The 19,376-nt window shown below is 63.5% G+C and carries 21 protein-coding genes; 3 read left to right on the plus strand and 18 right to left on the minus strand.

Annotated elements, in window-relative coordinates:
* Window positions 1-60 precede the first annotated feature (60 nt).
* A complete protein-coding gene (locus ACM9HJ_RS13690; protein ID WP_416572295.1) occupies window positions 61-222 on the plus strand; it encodes a hypothetical protein in 162 nt (53 codons plus the stop codon).
* On the opposite strand, the gene ACM9HJ_RS13695 is transcribed toward ACM9HJ_RS13690, so the two are convergent.
* The 9 genes from ACM9HJ_RS13695 to ACM9HJ_RS13735 form a co-directional block, all read right to left on the minus strand.
* Window positions 203-1,144, minus strand: coding sequence for an endonuclease/exonuclease/phosphatase family protein (locus ACM9HJ_RS13695; RefSeq protein WP_416572296.1), 942 nt, complete (start codon window positions 1,142-1,144; stop codon window positions 203-205). The genes ACM9HJ_RS13690 and ACM9HJ_RS13695 overlap by 20 nt on opposite strands.
* Window positions 1,145-1,280: 136 nt before the next feature.
* Window positions 1,281-1,679, minus strand: a complete 399-nt coding sequence (locus ACM9HJ_RS13700; protein WP_416572297.1) for a hypothetical protein — start codon at window positions 1,677-1,679, stop codon at window positions 1,281-1,283.
* Between the two features lie 160 nt (window positions 1,680-1,839).
* Complete coding sequence (gene lpdA / locus ACM9HJ_RS13705; protein WP_416572298.1) at window positions 1,840-3,240, minus strand: dihydrolipoyl dehydrogenase; 1,401 nt, start codon at window positions 3,238-3,240, stop codon at window positions 1,840-1,842.
* A gap of 22 nt (window positions 3,241-3,262) precedes the next feature.
* On the minus strand, window positions 3,263-3,775 hold the full coding sequence (locus tag ACM9HJ_RS13710) for a GNAT family N-acetyltransferase (protein ID WP_416572299.1): 513 nt from the start codon (window positions 3,773-3,775) through the stop codon (window positions 3,263-3,265).
* Between the two features lie 4 nt (window positions 3,776-3,779).
* The gene (locus ACM9HJ_RS13715) at window positions 3,780-4,373 is read right to left on the minus strand and encodes an SHOCT domain-containing protein (RefSeq protein ID WP_416572300.1); all 594 of its coding nucleotides are present in this window, start codon (window positions 4,371-4,373) and stop codon (window positions 3,780-3,782) included.
* 130 nt (window positions 4,374-4,503) lie between these two features.
* Window positions 4,504-5,835 carry a pyruvate dehydrogenase complex dihydrolipoamide acetyltransferase gene (locus ACM9HJ_RS13720; RefSeq protein WP_416572301.1) on the minus strand — a complete coding sequence of 444 codons (1,332 nt, stop codon included), beginning with the start codon at window positions 5,833-5,835 and terminating at the stop codon, window positions 4,504-4,506.
* A 21-nt stretch (window positions 5,836-5,856) separates the two neighbouring features.
* A complete protein-coding gene (locus ACM9HJ_RS13725) occupies window positions 5,857-7,221 on the minus strand; it encodes a pyruvate dehydrogenase complex E1 component subunit beta (protein WP_416572302.1) in 1,365 nt (454 codons plus the stop codon).
* 25 nt (window positions 7,222-7,246) lie between these two features.
* Window positions 7,247-8,263: a pyruvate dehydrogenase (acetyl-transferring) E1 component subunit alpha gene (pdhA, locus tag ACM9HJ_RS13730; RefSeq protein ID WP_416572303.1), complete on the minus strand. Its 1,017-nt coding sequence runs from the start codon at window positions 8,261-8,263 to the stop codon at window positions 7,247-7,249.
* A 168-nt stretch (window positions 8,264-8,431) separates the two neighbouring features.
* On the minus strand, window positions 8,432-8,797 hold the full coding sequence (locus tag ACM9HJ_RS13735) for an FtsB family cell division protein (RefSeq protein WP_416572304.1): 366 nt from the start codon (window positions 8,795-8,797) through the stop codon (window positions 8,432-8,434).
* Window positions 8,798-9,003: 206 nt separating this feature from the next.
* On the opposite strand from ACM9HJ_RS13735, the gene ACM9HJ_RS13740 reads away from it, so the two are divergent.
* The gene (locus ACM9HJ_RS13740; protein ID WP_416572305.1) at window positions 9,004-9,261 is read left to right on the plus strand and encodes a hypothetical protein; all 258 of its coding nucleotides are present in this window, start codon (window positions 9,004-9,006) and stop codon (window positions 9,259-9,261) included.
* Here the strand turns inward: ACM9HJ_RS13740 and ACM9HJ_RS13745 are convergent.
* The 9 genes from ACM9HJ_RS13745 to tpiA form a co-directional block, all read right to left on the minus strand.
* Window positions 9,258-10,376, minus strand: coding sequence for a glycosyltransferase family 4 protein (locus tag ACM9HJ_RS13745; protein ID WP_416572306.1), 1,119 nt, complete (start codon window positions 10,374-10,376; stop codon window positions 9,258-9,260). The genes ACM9HJ_RS13740 and ACM9HJ_RS13745 overlap by 4 nt on opposite strands.
* Window positions 10,377-10,470: 94 nt before the next feature.
* Window positions 10,471-11,751 carry a phosphopyruvate hydratase gene (eno, locus tag ACM9HJ_RS13750; protein WP_416572307.1) on the minus strand — a complete coding sequence of 427 codons (1,281 nt, stop codon included), beginning with the start codon at window positions 11,749-11,751 and terminating at the stop codon, window positions 10,471-10,473.
* Between the two features lie 103 nt (window positions 11,752-11,854).
* A complete protein-coding gene (locus ACM9HJ_RS13755) occupies window positions 11,855-12,490 on the minus strand; it encodes a lysophospholipid acyltransferase family protein (RefSeq protein WP_416572308.1) in 636 nt (211 codons plus the stop codon).
* A gap of 99 nt (window positions 12,491-12,589) precedes the next feature.
* Window positions 12,590-13,426, minus strand: coding sequence for a 3-deoxy-8-phosphooctulonate synthase (gene kdsA, locus ACM9HJ_RS13760; RefSeq protein WP_416572309.1), 837 nt, complete (start codon window positions 13,424-13,426; stop codon window positions 12,590-12,592).
* A complete protein-coding gene (locus ACM9HJ_RS13765) occupies window positions 13,423-13,833 on the minus strand; it encodes a hypothetical protein (protein WP_416572310.1) in 411 nt (136 codons plus the stop codon). The genes kdsA and ACM9HJ_RS13765 overlap by 4 nt, the downstream gene beginning before the upstream one ends.
* A gap of 11 nt (window positions 13,834-13,844) precedes the next feature.
* On the minus strand, window positions 13,845-14,045 hold the full coding sequence (locus ACM9HJ_RS13770) for a hypothetical protein (RefSeq protein WP_416572311.1): 201 nt from the start codon (window positions 14,043-14,045) through the stop codon (window positions 13,845-13,847).
* An 88-nt stretch (window positions 14,046-14,133) separates the two neighbouring features.
* Entirely contained in the window at window positions 14,134-15,762 is a 1,629-nt protein-coding gene (locus tag ACM9HJ_RS13775; RefSeq protein ID WP_416572312.1) for a CTP synthase, read from the minus strand.
* Between the two features lie 173 nt (window positions 15,763-15,935).
* Window positions 15,936-16,262, minus strand: coding sequence for a preprotein translocase subunit SecG (secG, locus tag ACM9HJ_RS13780; protein ID WP_416572313.1), 327 nt, complete (start codon window positions 16,260-16,262; stop codon window positions 15,936-15,938).
* Between the two features lie 191 nt (window positions 16,263-16,453).
* Window positions 16,454-17,209, minus strand: coding sequence for a triose-phosphate isomerase (gene tpiA / locus ACM9HJ_RS13785; RefSeq protein WP_416572314.1), 756 nt, complete (start codon window positions 17,207-17,209; stop codon window positions 16,454-16,456).
* Window positions 17,210-17,483: 274 nt separating this feature from the next.
* Between tpiA and ACM9HJ_RS13790 the strand changes: the two genes are divergently transcribed.
* Window positions 17,484-19,376, plus strand: coding sequence for a SurA N-terminal domain-containing protein (locus tag ACM9HJ_RS13790; RefSeq protein ID WP_416572315.1), 1,893 nt, complete (start codon window positions 17,484-17,486; stop codon window positions 19,374-19,376).

A 19,376-nucleotide genomic window follows, 5' to 3' on the forward strand; every position in this document is an offset into this window, starting at 1 on the left:
CTGGCGGGAAGAGGCCGTCTGTATTACCCCTCTGGTATCAGTGAACAGGATATGCGGATCATGCGCTTGAAGCCGGCCCCTCTTCTTGCCCTCGCCGCCCTGTTGGCCCTGTCCGGCTGTGCCGTCATCGATGTCACGACCACGGTCGTGGGCACGGCGGCGGATGTGGCGACGACCGCCGTCTCCACCACGGTGGACGTGGTCACGGCGCCGCTGCCGTGAACTCCACCCGCACGGGCCGGTGATCGGACCCGACATCACCCAGCACGCGGGCACTGACCCCGCCGACACCCTGCCCACCCAGCACATGGTCGATGGGAATGCCGATGGCCAGCGCTTGTGACGGCCAAGTCGGCCCCGTCGCCGACAGGCGCGACAGGCCGGCCCTGTCCATGATCCGGCGCATCAGGGGTGACCAGGGGGCGGCGTTGAAATCGCCCGACAGGATCACCGGGCCGGGCAGTTCGGCCAACCGGTCCAGCAGCCATTCGACCTGGGCATCCTGGACCGGCTGGTTGAAGGGCTGCCCCAGATGCACCGTCACCAGGGTGAAGGCCCCTTCGGGACGGTGGACGCGGGCGGCGAGGTAACTGGGCCGGTCCGGCGTGTCATGCCAGGGGCTGGTCACGGGGCCCAGCCGTTCCAGCGGCCAGCGCGACAGGATATTGCTGCCGCAATCGGCCTCCGCACAGTCCAGCCGGTGGGGCAGGATGTCGGCCAATTGCTGTGCCCAGACGGGCCCGTGGAAATAATACCGCTCCAGCACCACAGCGATGTCCGGCTTCTCCGCATGGGCCAGCGCCACATAATCGTCCATGGAGGGATTGCTGGCCCAGACATTGGCATGCAGCAGGGTGAGGGGCGGTGTGGCCCCCAGTGGCGGGGGTGGCGTGAAGGATGTGGCGACCAGCGACAGGTTCAGGGCAGTGGCCGTCAGGACAGGCACCAGCACCAGCCATCGCCGCAGAGCCAGGGCGGCCAATCCCAGAACCAGTCCACCCCAGGACAGGCCGATGCGCAGATGGTCAGGCACGCTCCAGCCAAAGGGCAACCAGCGCAGGATGCTGATCAGCAAAAGAGCAGTTCCGGCCAGCAGCAGAAACCGGTGCAGCACCGTGTTGTAACCGGTGGAATGCGGCTTCATTCCGTCATGCCAAGACACGCCAGACGAAAAAGTCGATCTTGTCCAACCCGTTCCATTCCGTCATCGGCGTCTCCTGATGGTGGATGCTTTTGACATTCGCCAAACCAGCGATGCCGTCCCGCACGCCATCCACTCCTCAATATCCTTCCTGATAGGCAAGAGCCAGTACGAAGAAACCGAAATCGATATGACCATCCCTCAGCAGCACCGATACCCGATCGATGTCGGAAATCCACTTCCCCCTCTGCTCAGCATACTTGTTGGCCCATCCGGTAGCACACCAGGAGGTCTTGATCTCGATGGCGAAGGTTCTCTTTCCCTTATAGCCAAGCAGGTCTATACGGGAATTGCCATGGAAGTTGCGGGCTTCCACATGCATCAGATAGCCGTCTTCCGCCAGGGAGCGGTAGAGGGCGCATTTCAGCTGATCCTCCTTCGGCTTGACATCCCGGCACTCACGCTCCGACAACGCCTTGTAATCATTACTGGAATATTCGATACCCCTCTTTATGGATTCCCTCAGCGCAGTGATCATGGGACCCTCCTTATTCATGCCTTCAACGACAGGATTCACTATCACAGATAATAATTTATAAGGAGAATTCTATCTAAAAATACACCAAAATATGGAGTGAAAACAAAAAAGGGCGACCCGAAGGGCCGCCCTCATCTTTCCGCACCAGCGCAAGCTGCAATCAGTAATGAACCGCCCGACCATAGGCCGCCAGCACCGATTCATGCATCATTTCCGACAAGGTCGGGTGCGGGAAGACGGTGTGCATGAACTCCGCCTCGGTCAGTTCGGCCGTCTTGCCGATCGTGTAGCCCTGGATCAGCTCGGTCACTTCCGCACCGATCATGTGGGCACCCAGCAGCTCGCCGGTCTTGGCGTCGAAGATGGTCTTGACCAGACCTTCCGGCTCGCCCAGGGCGATGGCCTTGCCATTGCCGATGAAGGGGAAGCGGCCGACCTTGACCTCGTACCCGGCGGCCTTGGCCTTGGTCTCCGTCAGGCCGACAGAGGCCACCTGCGGGAAGGAATAGGTGCAGCCGGGGATGTTGGTCTTGTCCATCGTATGGACATGCGGTAGGCCGGCGATCTTCTCCACGCAGATGATGCCTTCATGGCTGGCCTTGTGCGCCAGCCAGGGGGCGCCAGCCACGTCGCCGATGGCGTACACGCCCGGCTCGTCCGTGCGGCCATAGCCGTCATTGACGATGTGGCCGCGGTCCAGCTTGACCTTGGTGTTCTCCAGGCCCAGCCCTTCGGTATTGGCGACGATGCCGACGGCGGAGATGATGCGGTCCACCGTGACCGTCTCCACCTTGCCGGCAACGTCGATATGGGCCGTCACGCTGTCGGCATGGCGGTCCAGCTTCACGACCTTGGCGCCGGTCTTGATCTTCAGGCCCTGCTTGGTGAAGGCCTTGGCGGCAAACGCGCTGATCTCCTCATCCTCCACCGGCAGGATGCGGTCCAGCACCTCGACCAGGGTGACGTCCACGCCCATGGAATTGTAGAAGCAGGCGAATTCCACGCCGATGGCGCCCGTGCCGATGACCAGCATGCTCTTCGGCGTGGCCGTCGGCACCATGGCTTCCTTGTAGGTCCAGACCAGCTTGCCGTCCGGCTCCAAACCTGGGAGCACGCGGGCGCGGGCACCGGTGGCGATGATGATGTGCTTGGCCTCGACGTCGCTCACCTTGCCATCCTTGGCGGTGACGGCGACCTTGCCCTTGCCCAGCAGCTTGGCCGACCCGTCCAGGACGGTGACCTTGTTCTTCTTCAGCAGACCCTTGACGCCGGCCGACAGCTGGTTGGCCACGCCGCGCGAGCGCTTGACGATGGCTTCCACATCCAGGGTCACCTTGCCCTCGACCTTGATGCCATAGGCCTGGGAATGCTGGATGTAATGTGCGATCTCGGCGGAACGCAGCAGCGCCTTGGTCGGGATGCAGCCCCAGTTCAGGCAGATGCCGCCCAGATGCTCGCGCTCCACAACCGCGGTCTTCAGGCCCAGCTGGGCGGCGCGGATGGCGGCGACGTAACCGCCGGGGCCGGCGCCGATGACGATGAGGTCGAAATTGTCGGCCATGATCTGTCGCTTTCCTTCGTTGTCAGGGCGCCCGGCCAGCCAGACGAAGCAAGGCCTCGCCCGTCACCCGCTGCACCGTCCATTCATCCATCGGCACGGCCCCGATCCCCTGATAGAAATCGATGGCCGGCTTGTTCCAATCCAGTACCCACCATTCCAGGCGGCCCAGGCCCTCATCCACGGCGCGCTGCGCCAGATGGCGGAACACCATGCCGCCCAGACCCCGGCCGCGGAATTGCGGGGCGACGAACACATCCTCGATCCAGATGCCGTGACGGCCCAGGAAGGTGGAGAAATTGTAGAACCACAGGGCGAATCCCGCCGGGACACCGCCCACCTCCATGATCAGCGCGAAGGCCCGGGGGTTGGGTCCGAACAGCGCCGCCCCGAAATCCGCCTCGCTCGCCATGACCTGATCGGCCAGCTTCTCGTATTCGGCCAAGTCTTGGACGAAGCGGAAGATGGCGGGAACGTCAGCCGGGGTCGCATCACGGAGAAGCAGTTCCCCATTCTTCAAGACCGCAGTGGAATACATGACATCAACCACCAATCAGCTTCGCCTTTGCCAGGGTAAATTCGCTATCGGTCAACGTCCCTTGAGCAAACAACTCAGCAAGAACCTGCAACTGCCCCACAAGATCACTCCTATCCCCTTTGAAGCCGGATAGGTTTATAGAAAGAACCCTCTCTCCTTCATTCACCAAGCGAGTCATCAAGGTAACAGAATGCCCGTTACAGGAATTGATACAAACAACCCTCATACCAGAATTGACAATAAAATCTCCAATTTCCGAGTGAAACGACGCGGAAACCGCATCCAATCTGTCCAATGGAATACTCAGAACATCAGTATATCCCGAATATGATCTAAAATTTACAAAAACAAGCCGCCAGTTTGTCAACACAACAAGCCAAGTATGCCCGCCGGCCACAATAGGATCAGCTGCAGATAGTTCGTTCGATACCCCGGACATAAGAAACAGAACAATCTCGTTATGCTCAATTAGATTCGGAAGAGCGGCAATTTCCTCTCGTACATCCGTAATACGCAATTCACCGCCACTGAGCCGGCAGATCTCCGTCCAATTTTGATCGAGGGTATATTTATTATATAAATCGAAATTTTTGATCATACCCTCTCCATCGGCCATAAGGCCGCGTTAAGGCCATCCAAATAAGAAGCAACGCCTCAAATCCGGCGGACATGCCGCAGGTCGGCCAAGGCACGAACTCACCTCAGCCCGACCAGCGGCATCGACCACATCACAGCATCAAGGTGATCGGGTCTTCGATCAGGCCCTTCAGCAGCTTCAGGAACTCCGCACCCACGGCACCGTCCACCGAACGGTGGTCGACGGTCAGGGTCAGGGACATGACGGTGGCGATGGCCAGCGCGTCGCCCTTGACCACGGGGCGCTTCTCACCCGCACCGACCGACAGGATGCAGCTCTGCGGCGGGTTGATGATGGAGGTGAAGCTCTTGATGCCGAACATGCCCAGGTTGGACACGCTGAACGTGCCGCCCTGGAATTCTTCCGGCTTCAGTTTGCCGTCCTTGGCCTTCTTGGCCAGTTCCTTGACCTCGGCCGAGATGGTGGCCAGGCCCTTGCGGTCGGCATTCTTCACGATGGGGGTGATCAGGCCCCCGTCGGTGGAGACGGCGACGGAGACATCGACATTCTCGTACTGGAGAATGCCGTCCTCATGCCAGGACACGTTGGCCGCCGGATACTTGGCCAGGGCCACCGCCACCGCCTTCACCACGAAATCGTTGACGGAGATTTTCTCCCCCGACTTCTGGTTCAGTTCGGCGCGCAGCTTCAGCAGGTTGTCGATCTCGCAATCAACAGCCAAACCAAAGTGCGGGATGGTCTGCCAGGCTTCGGTCAGGCGCTTGGCGATGGTCTTGCGCATGCCGCTGTTGGGCAGGACTTTGTACTTCATGCCCAGCTTGTCGGCCAAGGCCTTGGCATCCACACCCTTCGGCGCGGCGGCAGCGGCGGCGGGAGCCGGAGCAGCAGCCGGGGCGGCGGCAACGGGTGCCGCGGCGGCAGCGGCCGGAGCCGCGGCCTTGGGCGCACCACCTTTGGACAGGGCGGCCTCCACATCGGCCTTCACCACGCGGCCATGCGGACCGGTGCCGGCCACGCCGGACAGGTCCAGACCGCTCTGGGCCGCCATGCGGCGGGCCAGCGGGCTGGCGAAGACGCGGTCACCGTGGGATGCTGCGGCCGGGGCAGCAGCCGGCGCCGGGGCGGCGGCGGGTGCGGCTTCAGCCTTGGCGGGCTCGGCAGCCGCAGCAGCCGGGGCCGGGGCGGCCTTCGGGGCGGCGGACAGGGCCGAGGCGTCCTCCCCTTCCTCCAGGATGATGGCGATGCGGGTATTCACCGCCACGCCTTCGGTCCCTTCGGCCACCAGGATCTTGCCCAGCGTGCCTTCATCCACGGCCTCCACTTCCATGGTGGCCTTGTCGGTCTCGATCTCGGCCAGCACGTCGCCGGACTTGACCTTGTCGCCTTCCTTCTTCACCCACTTCGCCAGCTTGCCTTCCGTCATGGTCGGCGACAGCGCGGGCATCAGGATATCTACGGGCATCTCTAGAGCCTCCCCTCTGCCTTATTTGCGGTAGGTGACGGATTTGGCGGCGGCCACGATATCATCGGGCTGCGGCAAGGCCAGCTTTTCCAGGTTGGCCGCATAAGGCAGCGGCACATCCTTGGCGCAGACACGGGCCAGCGGCGCATCCAGATAATCGAAGGCGTGTTCCATCATCAGGGCTGCGATTTCGGAACCGATGCCGGCGAACGGCCAGCTTTCCTCCACCGACACCAGGCGGTTGGTCTTCTTCACGCTCTCCACGATCGTGTCCACATCCAGCGGACGGATGGAGCGCAGGTTGATGACCTCGGCGCTGATCCCCTCGGCCGCCAGCTTCTCCGCCGCGACCAGGGCATGGCCGACGCAGATCGAATAGGCGACGATAGTCACGTCGGTACCGGCGCGCTCCACCTTCGCCTTGCCGATGGGCAGGATGAAGTCGGGATCGGTCGGCACCTCGAAGCTGTGCCCGTACATGATCTCGTTCTCAAGGAACACGACCGGGTTCGGGTCACGGATGGCGGCACGCAGCAAGCCCTTGGCGTCGGCGGCGCTGTAGGGCGCCAGGACCTTCAGGCCCGGCACATGCGCGTACCAGGAGGCGTAGCACTGGCTGTGCTGGGCGCCCACGCGGGCCGCGGCACCGTTGGGGCCGCGGAACACGATGGGGCAACCCATCTGACCGCCGGACATGTACAGCGTCTTGGCCGCCGAATTGATGATGTGGTCGATGGCCTGCATCGAGAAGTTCATGGTCATGAACTCCACGATCGGACGCAGACCGCCGAAGGCCGCACCGACCGCCAGACCCGCGAAGCCATGTTCGGTGATCGGCGTGTCGATGACGCGCTTGTCGCCGAATTCCTGGAGCAGGCCCTGGCTGATCTTGTAGGCGCCCTGGTATTCGGCGACCTCCTCACCCATCAGATAGACCGTCTCATCCCGGCGCATTTCCGCCGCCATGGCGTCGCGCAGGGCCTCGCGGACCGTCTGGGTCTGGGTGGACTTGAACCACTTGTCCTCGTCCGACGCGGCCGGTGCCGGGGCCGCCTTCGGGGCGGCGGCAACCGGGACGGGAGCGGTGGCGGGTGCCGGAGCAGCAGCCGGAGCCGGTGCTGCAACCGGGGCCGGGGCGTCGCCCTCATCCTCGCCCTTGATATTGGCGATGGCGGTGTTCACGGCGACATTCTCGGTACCCTCGGGCACCAGGATCTCGGTGAGCGTGCCTTCGTCCACGGCCTCCACTTCCATGGTGGCCTTGTCGGTCTCGATCTCCGCCAGGACGTCACCGCTCTTCACGGTGTCGCCCACCTTCTTCAGCCACTTGGCCAGCTTGCCTTCCGTCATGGTCGGCGACAGCGCGGGCATCAGTACCTGTACCATCTCTCAAATCCTCCGCTGCGCCGGCTCAGGCTTCAACCAGAACGTCCGTCCACAGTTCGGACGGATCGGGTTCCGGGCTGGTGGTGGCGAAATCGGCCGCTTCGGTGACGATATCCTTCACCTCGCGGTCGATGACCTTCAGGGCTTCCTCATCGGTGACGCCCTGGTCCAGCAGCAGCTTCTTCAGATTGTCGATCGGATCGCTTTCCGACCGCATCTTGTTCACTTCCTCCTTGGTCCGGTACTTGGCCGGATCGGACATGGAGTGACCGCGATAACGGTAGGTCTTCATTTCCAGGATGACGGGGCCATTGCCGGCGCGGATATGGGCGACGGCCTTGTCGGCAGCCTCCTTCACCTCCAGCACGTCCATACCGTTGACCTGATAGCCCGGGATGCCGTAGGCGCTGCCGCGCTCGAACAGCTCACCGGCCGAGGCGCGGGCCTGGGCGGTGCCCATGGCGTATTTGTTGTTCTCGATGACGAACAGGGTCGGCAGCTTCCACAGCGCCGCCATGTTGAACGTCTCATAGACCTGGCCCTGGTTGATGGCGCCGTCGCCCATGTAGCAGGCGTTCAGGCCACCATCGCCCAGATACTTGTGGGCGAAGCCCAGGCCGGCGCCGATCGGCACCTGTGCCGCGACGATGCCATGGCCGCCATAGAACTTCTTCTCGCGGCTGAACATGTGCATGGAGCCGCCCTTGCCCTTGGAATAACCGCCGGCACGGCCCGTCAGTTCGGCCATCACGCCCCGGCTTTCCATGCCGCAAGCCAGCATATGGCCATGGTCACGGTAGGAGGTGATGACGCTGTCGCCCTCACGCATCGCGGCCTGAATGCCGACGACGACGGCTTCCTGCCCGATATAGAGATGGCAGAAGCCACCGATCAGGCCCATGCCGTACATCTGTCCCGCCTTCTCTTCGAAGCGGCGGATCAACAGCATGTCGCGGTAATAGCGGATGAGCTCGTCCTTGCCAGGCAAGGCCGGGGCCGCGGGGGCCGTGCTGCGGGTGGTGCGGCGCTTGGTGACTGCCACGTGCTTCCTCCCAAGGGATGAGGATGGGAAAGGTCGATCGCAGGTGCGATGCGATAAGACCTAACGCCGCCGGCGCACGATGGCAAGGAGTGTGCACTGCAAAATATTGTTTTACTTGAGAAAATCGGCGTTAGCCACTTTTTGGCTAATCGCTAAGATTTCAGTAACTTACCGACCTTGGTCGGGGGCGCCCTGCGTGGAGTGCGGGGCAGCACGTCGCGGGAGGAGGATTACCATATCGTCAGGGTGCGACTGGTTCAGGACGGCGCGCGCGCGCTCCTCCAGCAGGTCGGGATCCAGGTTGTCGGGGCGCAGCAGACTGGCCCGGCGCTCCATCTCCTCCCGCTCGCCACGCACCTGATCCAGGGTGGATTGTGCGCGCGCAACCTCGCTTTGCAGGTGAGTCAACGCCACCAGCCCGCGATCGCCATGCACCGTGTGATAGGCGAAATAGGCCACGACGGAGACGCCGATCACCGGCCCGACAATTTGTCGGACGGTACGGCCAAGGGCGGAGCGGAGGGTGCGGAGCATCGTCATGGCCGGATGGAATCACAGCCCGAGTCGCGCGGTCAATGGGAAAGGTGGAAACATACCGAAAAATCACATTGAATCAGATGGGTATGATCGAAAGGGTTAGGACGCGCAGCGGATGGCACTATGCTCGTATAAGCTGATTGACTGAGGTAAAGCGCGTACACATATTATCGATACTGGTTGGCTCCCGTTCGGATCGTTCCATGACAGACCAAACTGCTATCGCCCCTGCCCTCAAGGACATCCTGGCGCGCATAGACCGTAATCAGGCTGAAACGGGCAAACTGAACGAAGAAACCAGGAAGTTTGTTGCCGAGCAGCATAAGCTGATGGCCGAGGCCAACAAACTCCGGCGCGACCACAGCTTCGCTCCCATCAGCATTCTTGTCGCCGTAGCCAGTGGGTCCGCGGGTCTAGTCGTCGCAATCGTTTCGTTGTTGAAAAGCATGGGCGTGCTTTAAGCAAATTCCCCCGCGACCCGCGCCACCGAACTCCCCCAGGCATCCCAACTCAGCCGCTCCCGAAAGCTGACCACGCAATCGCGCTGCATCTGCACATAGGCGGCACGGTCGGACCACAGCGCTTCGATGCGGTCGGCATAGGCCTCGCCACCCGCCGCCACCGGCAGCAGCAGACCGTTCACCCCATCGGTGACGACGCTGGGGATGCCGCCAGTGGCGGTGGAGATGCTGGGCAGGCCCACGGCGCTGGCCTCAGCGAAAACCAGACCGAAGGCTTCCTGGCGGCTCGGCACGAATAGGAAGGATGCTTGGCGGAACAGGTCCTTCAGCTTGGCGTACTGGGCAGGATCACCCTTGGACAGGAAGCCGTGCTGATGGATACCGGGGCCGTCCACGGGGGCTGTACAGCCGGCAATGTGCAGTTCCACATCCAGCCCACGGGCGCGCAACGCCCGGAAGGCCTCATGCACGATGTCGCCCCCCTTGCGACGCCAGTCCACGCCCAGGAAGAACAGCCGGCACTTGTCGGTCAGGCGGTCGGTGTCGGGCGCCAAGCCGGGATCGAGATTGGCACCCAGCGGCACGACATGGACGCGGGCCGCCGGGATACCGTAATCGTCCCGCGCCGAACGGGCGGCCCATTCGCTGCTGAGCAGGACGGCGCGGGAGCGGGACAGGGCGGCGGCTTCCATCGCGTTGCCCAGCCGCCTGGACCGGGCGGAGATGCCGGCGAATTCACCGGGATAATAGCCGCTCATCGCGGCATAGGTGGCGTCCGACACGTGCAGCATGGGCACAGATGTCTTCAGCCGCGACAGGATCACCGACGCCGACAGGCCGACGATGATGTCGGGCCCATAGGCTTCCAGCGGCCCCGCCACCTCCCGGCAGAACAGCTCGGAGACCAGCGGTTCGCGCGCCGCGTCGACCCCCAGGCGGGAACCGACCTTCAGGGCGATACGCTGAAAGGTGCCGGCGATGGGGCACGGGATATGGCGCACGTCCGTGAATGCACGGCTGAGCGCCTGCAAGGCGTAGAAGGGCGTCCCGCTCCAGTCCCGCGGGGTGGCAGGATTGTAGGGCGTCAGGAAGGCGACCTTCAGCGGCTTGGACAAGGCGGAACATCCTGTGGGATCAGAAATGACAAGAGTCCATCCGGCGGGCCGGATGGACTCTGCATCATGATCGCTATAAGCGACCTGGAAAAGATCAACCGCGCTTCAGCGCCGAACGGCCGGGATAGATTGCGGCCACGCCCAGGCCTTCCTCGATGCGGATCAGCTGGTTGTACTTGGCGATCCGGTCGGAACGGGACAGGGAGCCGGTCTTGATCTGACCGCAGTTGGTGGCCACGGCCAGGTCGGCGATGGTGCTGTCCTCGGTCTCGCCCGAACGGTGCGACAGGACGGCGGTATAGCCGGCATTCTGGGCGATGCGGACGGCTTCCAGCGTCTCCGTCAGGGTGCCGATCTGGTTGACCTTCACCAGGATGGAATTACCCACGCCCTTGGCGATGCCGTCGGACAGGCGGGCCGGATTGGTGACGAACAGATCGTCGCCGACCAGCTGTACCTTGCCGCCGATCGTGTCGGTCAGCAGCTTCCAGCCATCCCAGTCGTCCTCGGCCATGCCGTCCTCGATGGAGACGATCGGGTACCGGGAGACCAGATCGGCCCAATAGGCCACCATCTCGGCCGGGGTCAGGCTCTTGCCCTCGCCTTCCAGTTCGTATTTGCCGTTCTTGAAGAACTCGGTTGAGGCGGCGTCCAGGGCCAGCAGGACATTCTCACCGGCCTTGTAGCCGGCATCGGCGATGGCGGCGACGATGAAGTCCAAAGCCTCGGTCGCCGAGGACAGGTTGGGGGCGAAGCCGCCCTCGTCACCCACGGCGGTGTTGTGGCCGGCGGCCTTCAGCTTCTTCTTCAGGGCGTGGAAAATCTCCGCACCCACGCGGATGGCGTCAGTGACCGTCTCCGCACCGACCGGCATCACCATGAATTCCTGAATGTCGATCGGATTGTCGGCATGGGCACCACCATTGATGATGTTCATCATCGGCACCGGCAGGATGCGGGCATTGGCGCCGCCGATATAGCGGTAGAGCGGCAGGTCCAGCTCATCCGCCGACGCCTTGGCCACGGCCATCGACACGCCCAGGATGGCGTTGGCACCCAGGCGGCCCTTGTTCGGCGTGCCGTCCAGGTCGATCATGGCGGCATCGATGGCCACCTGATCGGTGGATTCCAGGCCGACCAGCGTGTCGGCGATCTCGCCATTCACGGCCTCGACGGCCTTCAGCACGCCCTTGCCCAGATAGCGGGCCTTATCGCCGTCGCGCAGCTCGACAGCCTCATGCGCGCCGGTGGAGGCACCCGACGGAACGGCGGCCCGACCAAAGGCGCCGGATTCCAGGCGAACCTCGACCTCGACGGTCGGGTTGCCGCGGCTGTCCAGGATTTCGCGCGCGTGAATGTCGATGATGGCGGACATGGGGCCTCTCTCTGGCGTGGGCTTGAATGCCATGAACCCGAAAAGGGTAAAGACGGGATCAAGGGGATAACGCCAGAGGCAGGCCACGACAAGCGACAGTTCGCTAGCTGGCCGTGCCGGCGGCCTTGGTCCCACGTACCGGGATAGTCGGGGGCAAAGTCCGCTTCGCCCCCTGCACGCCTGCATAGAAGGCGGAAAGCAAGGCGAAATCGGCCTCCATGCTGTCGGTGGCCGCCACAGGTGCGCCGATACGAACCGTGCGCGTCACATAATCCAGCGCGACAGGTATGATCGGAACGCCGGCCTGTCGCGCAATATGCCAAAAGCCGGTCTTCCACCCGGCACCCGGCTTGGGATTGCGCGTGCCCTCCGGCGCGATGCCCACCACCAGGCGATCGGCAGCGTTCAGGGCCGCCACGCACTCGCCCACCACCCCATGCGCGGACCGCCGGTCCACAGGCAGGATATCGCACCAGCGCATGATGGGCCCCAACGGCCCCTTGAACAGGGTGTGCTTGCCCAGGATATGGATGCGCACGCCGGTGGACAGGATGGTGCCCATGGCGATGAAGAAATCATAGTTGGAGCTGTGCGGGGCGCCGATGGTGACGAACTTCTCCAGATCGGGGAAGGCCCCCCCGACGCGCCAGCCCATCAGGCGCATCAACAGACGCCCGACAAAACGGGAAAAGGGGCCACCCCGCCGCGGCGTGCGGGGGCCCAGGGCTGTATTCGACATGGAAAGCGCTTCCTCAACCACCCGGCGGATTGTCCGACCCGCCTTTCGTTATATGCCGATGGTGCGGAAAACCGGGTGGATTGTCAAAGACGCGGAAGGTCAGATGGCAACCGGGTTGGCCTTGGCGATGCAATCCAGCGCCACCAGCGTCGACAGCACGCCTTCCATCTGGTTCAGCGGCACCATGTTGGGACCGTCGCTGGGTGCGCAGTCGGGGTTCTCGTGCGTCTCCATGAACACGGCCGCCACGCCGATGGCGATGGCCGCGCGCGCCAGAACAGGCACGAATTCGCGCTGGCCACCGCTGCTGGTCCCCTGTCCGCCCGGCTGCTGAACCGAGTGGGTGGCGTCATAGACGACCGGATATCCCGTCTGCGCCATGATGGGCAGGGAGCGCATGTCGCTGACCAGGGTGTTGTAGCCGAAGCTGGCCCCGCGCTCACACAGCAGGATGTTGTGGTTGCCGGTGGACGCGATCTTGGCAGCGACATTCTTCATGTCCCACGGCGCCAGGAACTGCCCCTTCTTCACATTGATCGGCTTGCCCGTCTCACCGGCCGCCAGCAGCAGGTCGGTCTGGCGGCAAAGGAAGGCGGGGATCTGGAGAACGTCCACCATCTCCGCCACCGGCGCGCATTGTTCGGCCGTGTGGATGTCGGTCAGGACGGGGCAGCCGAAGGTGGCGCGGATATCGGCCAGGATGGGCAACGACTGGTCCATGCCCAGGCCGCGCTGCGCCGACAGCGACGTGCGGTTGGCCTTGTCGAAGCTGGTCTTGTAGATCAGGCCGATGCCCAGCTTCTTCGTCAGTTCCGACAGGGCGCCAGCCATGGCGAAGGCGTGGTCGCGACTTTCCAGCTGACACGGGCCGGCGATCAGGATGAAGGGCTGGTCATTGGCGACCGACAGGGGGCCAACGGCGACGGTGCGGGTCACTTTTCCGGATCTTTCCTGCTGCTGTCCAGGCGACCGAAATAGAAACCCAGGACAAGCGTTACAAGGGGAAGGATGGCAACTTTCACGAAATCGATCACTTCGCGGACAAGGCTTGTATTGTCGATCGCCACCCCGTAAAGGCGGGCGGCGAAGTCGAAAATGAGAAGGGCCAGAACAACAGCAACGCACCAGCGGAAGAGGTTCAGCACCATCCGGGCGATGTGGGACTGGTCGTCAGCCTGCTTGCGGCTGGCATAATCCGCTGCGGACAAGCGGTCATCAACCTTGTCGAGGGAAGCTTTACTCTCAGATATTATATCACGAAAAAATTTCCGTTTCCCTTCGTCAGCCATTTGCTCCCGCAAATTAGCTGCATCCTGGAGGTTCGGATCATCAGGAGTGGGCATTGTACCACCCGTCAGCTGGCCAACTTCGACGTCAGGCCAACCATGACGTTCCCCTGCTTTGCCAATCGCTGCGCGACGTCGAAGAGGCGCTTCTGAAGGTAGGGATCAGTTTCCATATCGACGAGAAACATTAGATTCTCCGCCTCATCCAGAAGCGAGCGAGACACCTCTGCCAACTTGACCACGTCTCGGCGTTCAAGGACCTCAGTCATCGGAGAAATCCTCCATCCTGGCGATCAGTTCACTCAATGCCCCATCTTCGCACATAGGCCCCAGGTGAACCATCGGCAAGATAGGCAATCACACCAGCCGGCTCTGCGCGATGGCGGCGCCGATGAAGCTGGTGAACAGGGGATGCGGGTCGAACGGCTTGGACTTTAGTTCCGGGTGGAACTGCACGCCCACGAACCAGGGATGCTCGGGCAGCTCGACGATCTCCGGCAGGATGCCGTCGGGCGACAGGCCGGAGAATTTCAGGCCTACCTTCTCCAGCTGCTCCTTGAAGTTGATATTCACTTCATAGCGGTGGCGATGGCGCTCGACGATCTCTTCGCCGCCATAGATGTCGCAGACGCGGGTGCCGGGCAGCAGGTGGCAATTGTACGAACCCAGGCGCATGGTGCCGCCCAGGTCACCACCCTCCTGGCGCTGGACCAGCTGGTTGCCCTGAACCCATTCCGTCATGATGCCGACGACCGCCGGATCGGGCTTGCCGAATTCGGTGGAGCCGGCATGGGTCAGGCCGGCCAGATGGCGCGCACTTTCGATCACCGCCATCTGCATGCCGAAGCAGATGCCGAAATAGGGGATCTTGTGCTCACGCGCGAACTGCACCGCGCGAATCTTGCCCTCCGTGCCGCGCTCGCCGAAGCCGCCGGGCACCAGGATGCCGTGCACATGCTCCAGCCGCTCGATGGCCTCACCGGTCTCGAAGATCTCGGCGTCGATCCAGTCCAGCTTGACCTTGACATTGTTGGCGATGCCGCCATGGGTCAGCGCCTCGCCCAGCGACTTGTAGGCGTCCAGCAGGCTGGTGTACTTGCCCACCACCGCGATGGTGACGGTGCCTTCCGGGTTGCGCACGCGGCGCACGATCTCTTCCCAGCGCGACAGGTCGGGTGCGGTATCGATCGGCATGCCGAAATATTTCAGCACCTCGGTGTCGAAACCCTGCTCATGGTAAGAGATCGGCACCTGGTAGATGGTGTCGACATCCAGGGCGGCGATCACGCATTCCTTCTTGATGTTGCAGAACTGCGCGATCTTGCGGCGCTCATTCTCCGGAATGTCGCGATCAGCACGGCACAGTAGCATCTGCGGCTGGATGCCGACGGACAGCAGTTCCTTCACCGAGTGCTGGGTCGGCTTGGTCTTCAGCTCTCCGGCGGCAGGAATGTAGGGCACCAGGGTAACGTGGCAGAACAGCACGTTCTCCTGCCCCTGGTCGTTGCTGAACTGGCGGATGGCCTCCAGGAAGGGCAGCGATTCGATGTCGCCGACGGTGCCGCCCACCTCGCACAGAACGAAATCCTCACCATCCAGGTCGGCGGCGATGAAATCCTTGATGGCGTCGGTGATGTGCGGGATCACCTGCACCGTGGCGCCCAGATAGTCGCCGCGGCGCTCCTTGGCCAGGACGTTGGAATAGATGCGGCCGGTGGTGATGTTGTCCGACTTGGTGGCATGCACGCCGGTGAAACGCTCGTAATGGCCCAGATCCAGGTCGGTCTCCGCACCGTCATCGGTGACGAACACCTCGCCATGCTGATAGGGGCTCATCGTGCCGGGATCGACATTCAGATAGGGGTCCAGCTTGCGCAGGCGGACTTTGTAGCCACGTGTCTGCAGCAGCGCCCCCAGGGCTGCGGATGCCAGGCCCTTGCCCAGCGACGAGACCACACCACCGGTGATGAAGATGAAGCGCGTCATGGAACCCTAACCTTCGCCAAGCATGCCAACAGGTTGGGCCCTTCCGGCCCAATCCTCTGTCGAGATTTCACATCGGGGCACGGATGCCCACTTCACCATAAACAAGCCCTAACGGAAAGAGGCGGCATGTCTGCCGCCTCTCCCTATATCCACCGGGCCTACGCCAAAAGTGCTCACTCGCCGACGGGGACCGTCGGCTTGGCCGGCTCGGCGGGCGTCGCCGGCGCTTCGCTGCCGGGGGCCGGCAGCTTGTCGAACAGGCTCTTCCCACTGCCGCCGGTGCCGGCCAGGATGGCCAAGATCAGGCTGGTGCAGAAGAACAGGGCCGCCAGGATGGCGGTGGTGCGGGTCAGGAGGTTGGCACTGCCGCGCGCGGTCATGAAACCGCCCATGGTGCCGCCGCCGACGCCCAGGCCGCCGCCTTCCGACTTCTGCACCAGAACCACGCCGATCAATGCCAGCGTGATCAACAGATGCACGACCAGGACTACCTCTTGCATCCCAATATCCCTGAAAACCGTCACGGAACCGGGCCGCGGGGACCCGCGACCGTCGATCAGTCAAATGGCGCATAAAGCACCCAAACGCAAGGCCGCCCGCTTCCCGTTTCAAGGGGGAAGCGGGAAGCACCCGCGTCATGTATCCGTCACGCTTCTTAACGGGTCGCGCAATGGGATGCCATAGCGAAGTGTCAGGGGCAGGCTTGCGCGATGGCCCAGAAATCATCCGCCTTCAGGCTGGCACCCCCGACCAGGGCCCCATCGACGTCGGCAAGACCAAGGATTTCAGCGGCATTGGACGGCTTCACCGAACCGCCATAAAGGATGCGCACCGCATCCGGATCGGCCACCAGCCCCACCAACTTGGCGCGGATCATGGCGTGCATGGCTGCAATGTCGGCCAGCGTCGGGGTGCGGCCGGTGCCGATGGCCCAGACCGGTTCATAGGCGACAACCGTGTTGGCGGCGGTTGCACCATCGGGAATCGAGCCCGACAGCTGACCGGCCACCACCTGCTCCGCCCGGCCGGTGTCACGCTCGGCCTCCGTCTCGCCCACGCAGACGATGGCGGTCAGGCCGGCGCGCAGAGCGGCCGCGGCCTTGCCCTTGATCAGGGTGCTGGTTTCGGCGTGGTTGGTGCGGCGTTCGGAATGGCCGACGATGACGGATGAGGCTCCGGCATCGGCCAGCATTTCCGCGGCGATATCGCCGGTATGGGCCCCCTGGGCCTGGGCATGGCAATCCTGGCCGCCGGCCAGGACGGCGCTGCCGGCCACGGCATGGGCAACGGGGGCCAGGATGGTGGCGGGCGGGCAGATCAGCAGATCGAATCGCGGATCGGGCGTGGGACCGACACGAGCAGCCAGATCGGCGGCCAGGGCGGTCCCGTCGCTGCGCCGGCAATGCATCTTCCAATTGCCGGCGATCAGGTAACGGCGAACGGTCATTTCAATCCTCTTCTTGGTTGGCCTGGTCCGCCGGGTTTGCCCCGGTCCGCCGGCCTTTTGTGACGGGAACATTATGCGGCGCGCGGGCTGCTGTCCAAAAGGTCAACGCTGTCATGGGCTGATGCGGTCCGACATGGCCCCTGCCCGCCCCCCGGGCTTGCCCCCATTGTCACGCTTCCCTATGATGCCGCGCTTTCCGGGCCCTGGGCCCGACGGTGCCACCCGCATTCCGGCGGTGGCGCCGCACCTAATCGATGGAACCGCAAGCGTCCCCATGCTCCAGATCATCCGCAGCACCGCCGGCTCCTGGGTCGTCAAGATCCTGTTCGTCGTCCTGATCATCAGCTTCGCCGTCTGGGGCATTGGCGACATCACCAAGGGCGCCCAGACGGGCGTGGCCCGCGTCGGTGACCGCAACATCACCCCGCAGGAACTGGACCAGGCCTATCGCACCGAATTCAATCGCATGAAGCAGATGGTGGGTCCGGAATTCAGCGAGGAACAGGCCCGCCAGTTCGGCCTGCGCGACCGCGCGCTGGAACAGCTGATCCAGAAGGAACTGCTGGCCCTGGCCGCCGACGATCTGGGCCTGCGCATCGCCGATGACACGGTGCGCGCCGAGGTGCTCAAGGTCCCGGCCTTCAAGGACAGTTTCGGCAATTTCGACGCCAACCTGATGCGCGCCCTGCTGCAGCAGAACGGCCTCAGCGAAGCCGGCTTTGTCGAGGATGTGCGTGGCGACATGGCCCGCAGCGACCTGATCGGTGCCGTCACCGCCGGTGCCAGCTCATCCAAGACGCTGGCCGACGCGCTGTACCGCTACCGGTTCGAAGGCCGGACGTTCGAGATCGTCACCATCCCCTATGGTGCCATGCCGGCCGCCCCCTCGCCCGACCAGGCGACCTTGGAGGCGTTCCACAAGGAAAAGGGTGTGCGTTACACCGCCCCTGAATACCGCACGCTGAACGTGGCCCTGATCGAGGCTTCAAGTTTGACCAAGGATGTCGAGGTCACGGACGAGTTGCTGAAGGAATATTATGACGGCCATGCCGGCGACTACATCACGCCGGAAAAACGGTCGATCAGCCAGGCCGTGTTCCCCGACAAGGCAGGGGCCGACAAGGCGCTGGCCGAGGTGAATGCGGGCCGGAAGATCGACGACGTGGCCAAGGCGGCCGGTGTTGAGGCTGTGACGCTGGAGGATGTGCAGAAGGACGGTCTGCCGGCGGAGCTGGCCGACCCCGCCTTCACCACGGCCGAGGGCAAGTCCGGCGGGCCGGTGGAAAGCGCCTTCGGCTTCCATATCTTCACCGTCACCAAGGTGCAGGCCGGCGGCGAACGCACGTTGGAGCAGGTAAAGGATGAGGTCGCGGCCAAGGTCCGCCAGGACAAGGCCGTGGAGAAGATGTTCGAACTGTCCACCAAGCTGGAGGATGAACTGGCAGGCGGCACCCCGCTGACCGAGGCCGCCCATACCGTGGGGGCCCGCATCGTCAAGCTGGAGAAGATCGATAATCGCGGCGCCAATGCCGCCGGCGTCGCCCAGGGTACCGGTCTGCCGGAGGTCGACAAGATCGTCGCCTCGGGCTTTACCGTGGCCGAGGGCCAGACGGGCAGCGTGGAAGAGGCCGGCAGCGATGCCTTCTTCGCCGTGCAGGTGGAAGCGGTGCTCCCCGCCGCCCTGAAGCCGCTGGACGAGGTGAAGTCGGTCGTCCTGGGCGACTGGCAGGCTGACCAGAAGCAGCAGGCCGCGAAGAAGAAGGCCGAAGAAGTGGCCGCCAAGATGAAGGCCGGCACGCCCGCCAAGGAAGCCGCCACCGGCGTTCCCGGCGCTCTGGCCCAGAATATCGACCCGCTGATGCGCGCTGGCGCGCCCAGCGCCCTGGTCCCCGCATCGGCCGTGCAGACCCTGTTCAAGGGTGCCGTCGGCGACGTGACCACGGGTGAGAAGCCCACGGGCATCGTGGTCGCCAAGGTCACCGGCATCATCGCCGCCGACCCCGCCAACCCGATGGCCGCCAGCCAGCTTACCCAGCTGGCCAACAGCGCCGGTCAGGCCATGCAGGACGAACTGGTCATGCAGTATCTGGCCGCCTTGCGCGCCCATTACACGGTGACCATCAACCAGTCCCTGATCAACCAGCTCTACCGCACCAATCAGGAGTAA

The sequence above is a fragment of the Niveispirillum sp. KHB5.9 genome, assembly GCF_048066115.1.
GTDB lineage: Bacteria > Pseudomonadota > Alphaproteobacteria > Azospirillales > Azospirillaceae > Niveispirillum.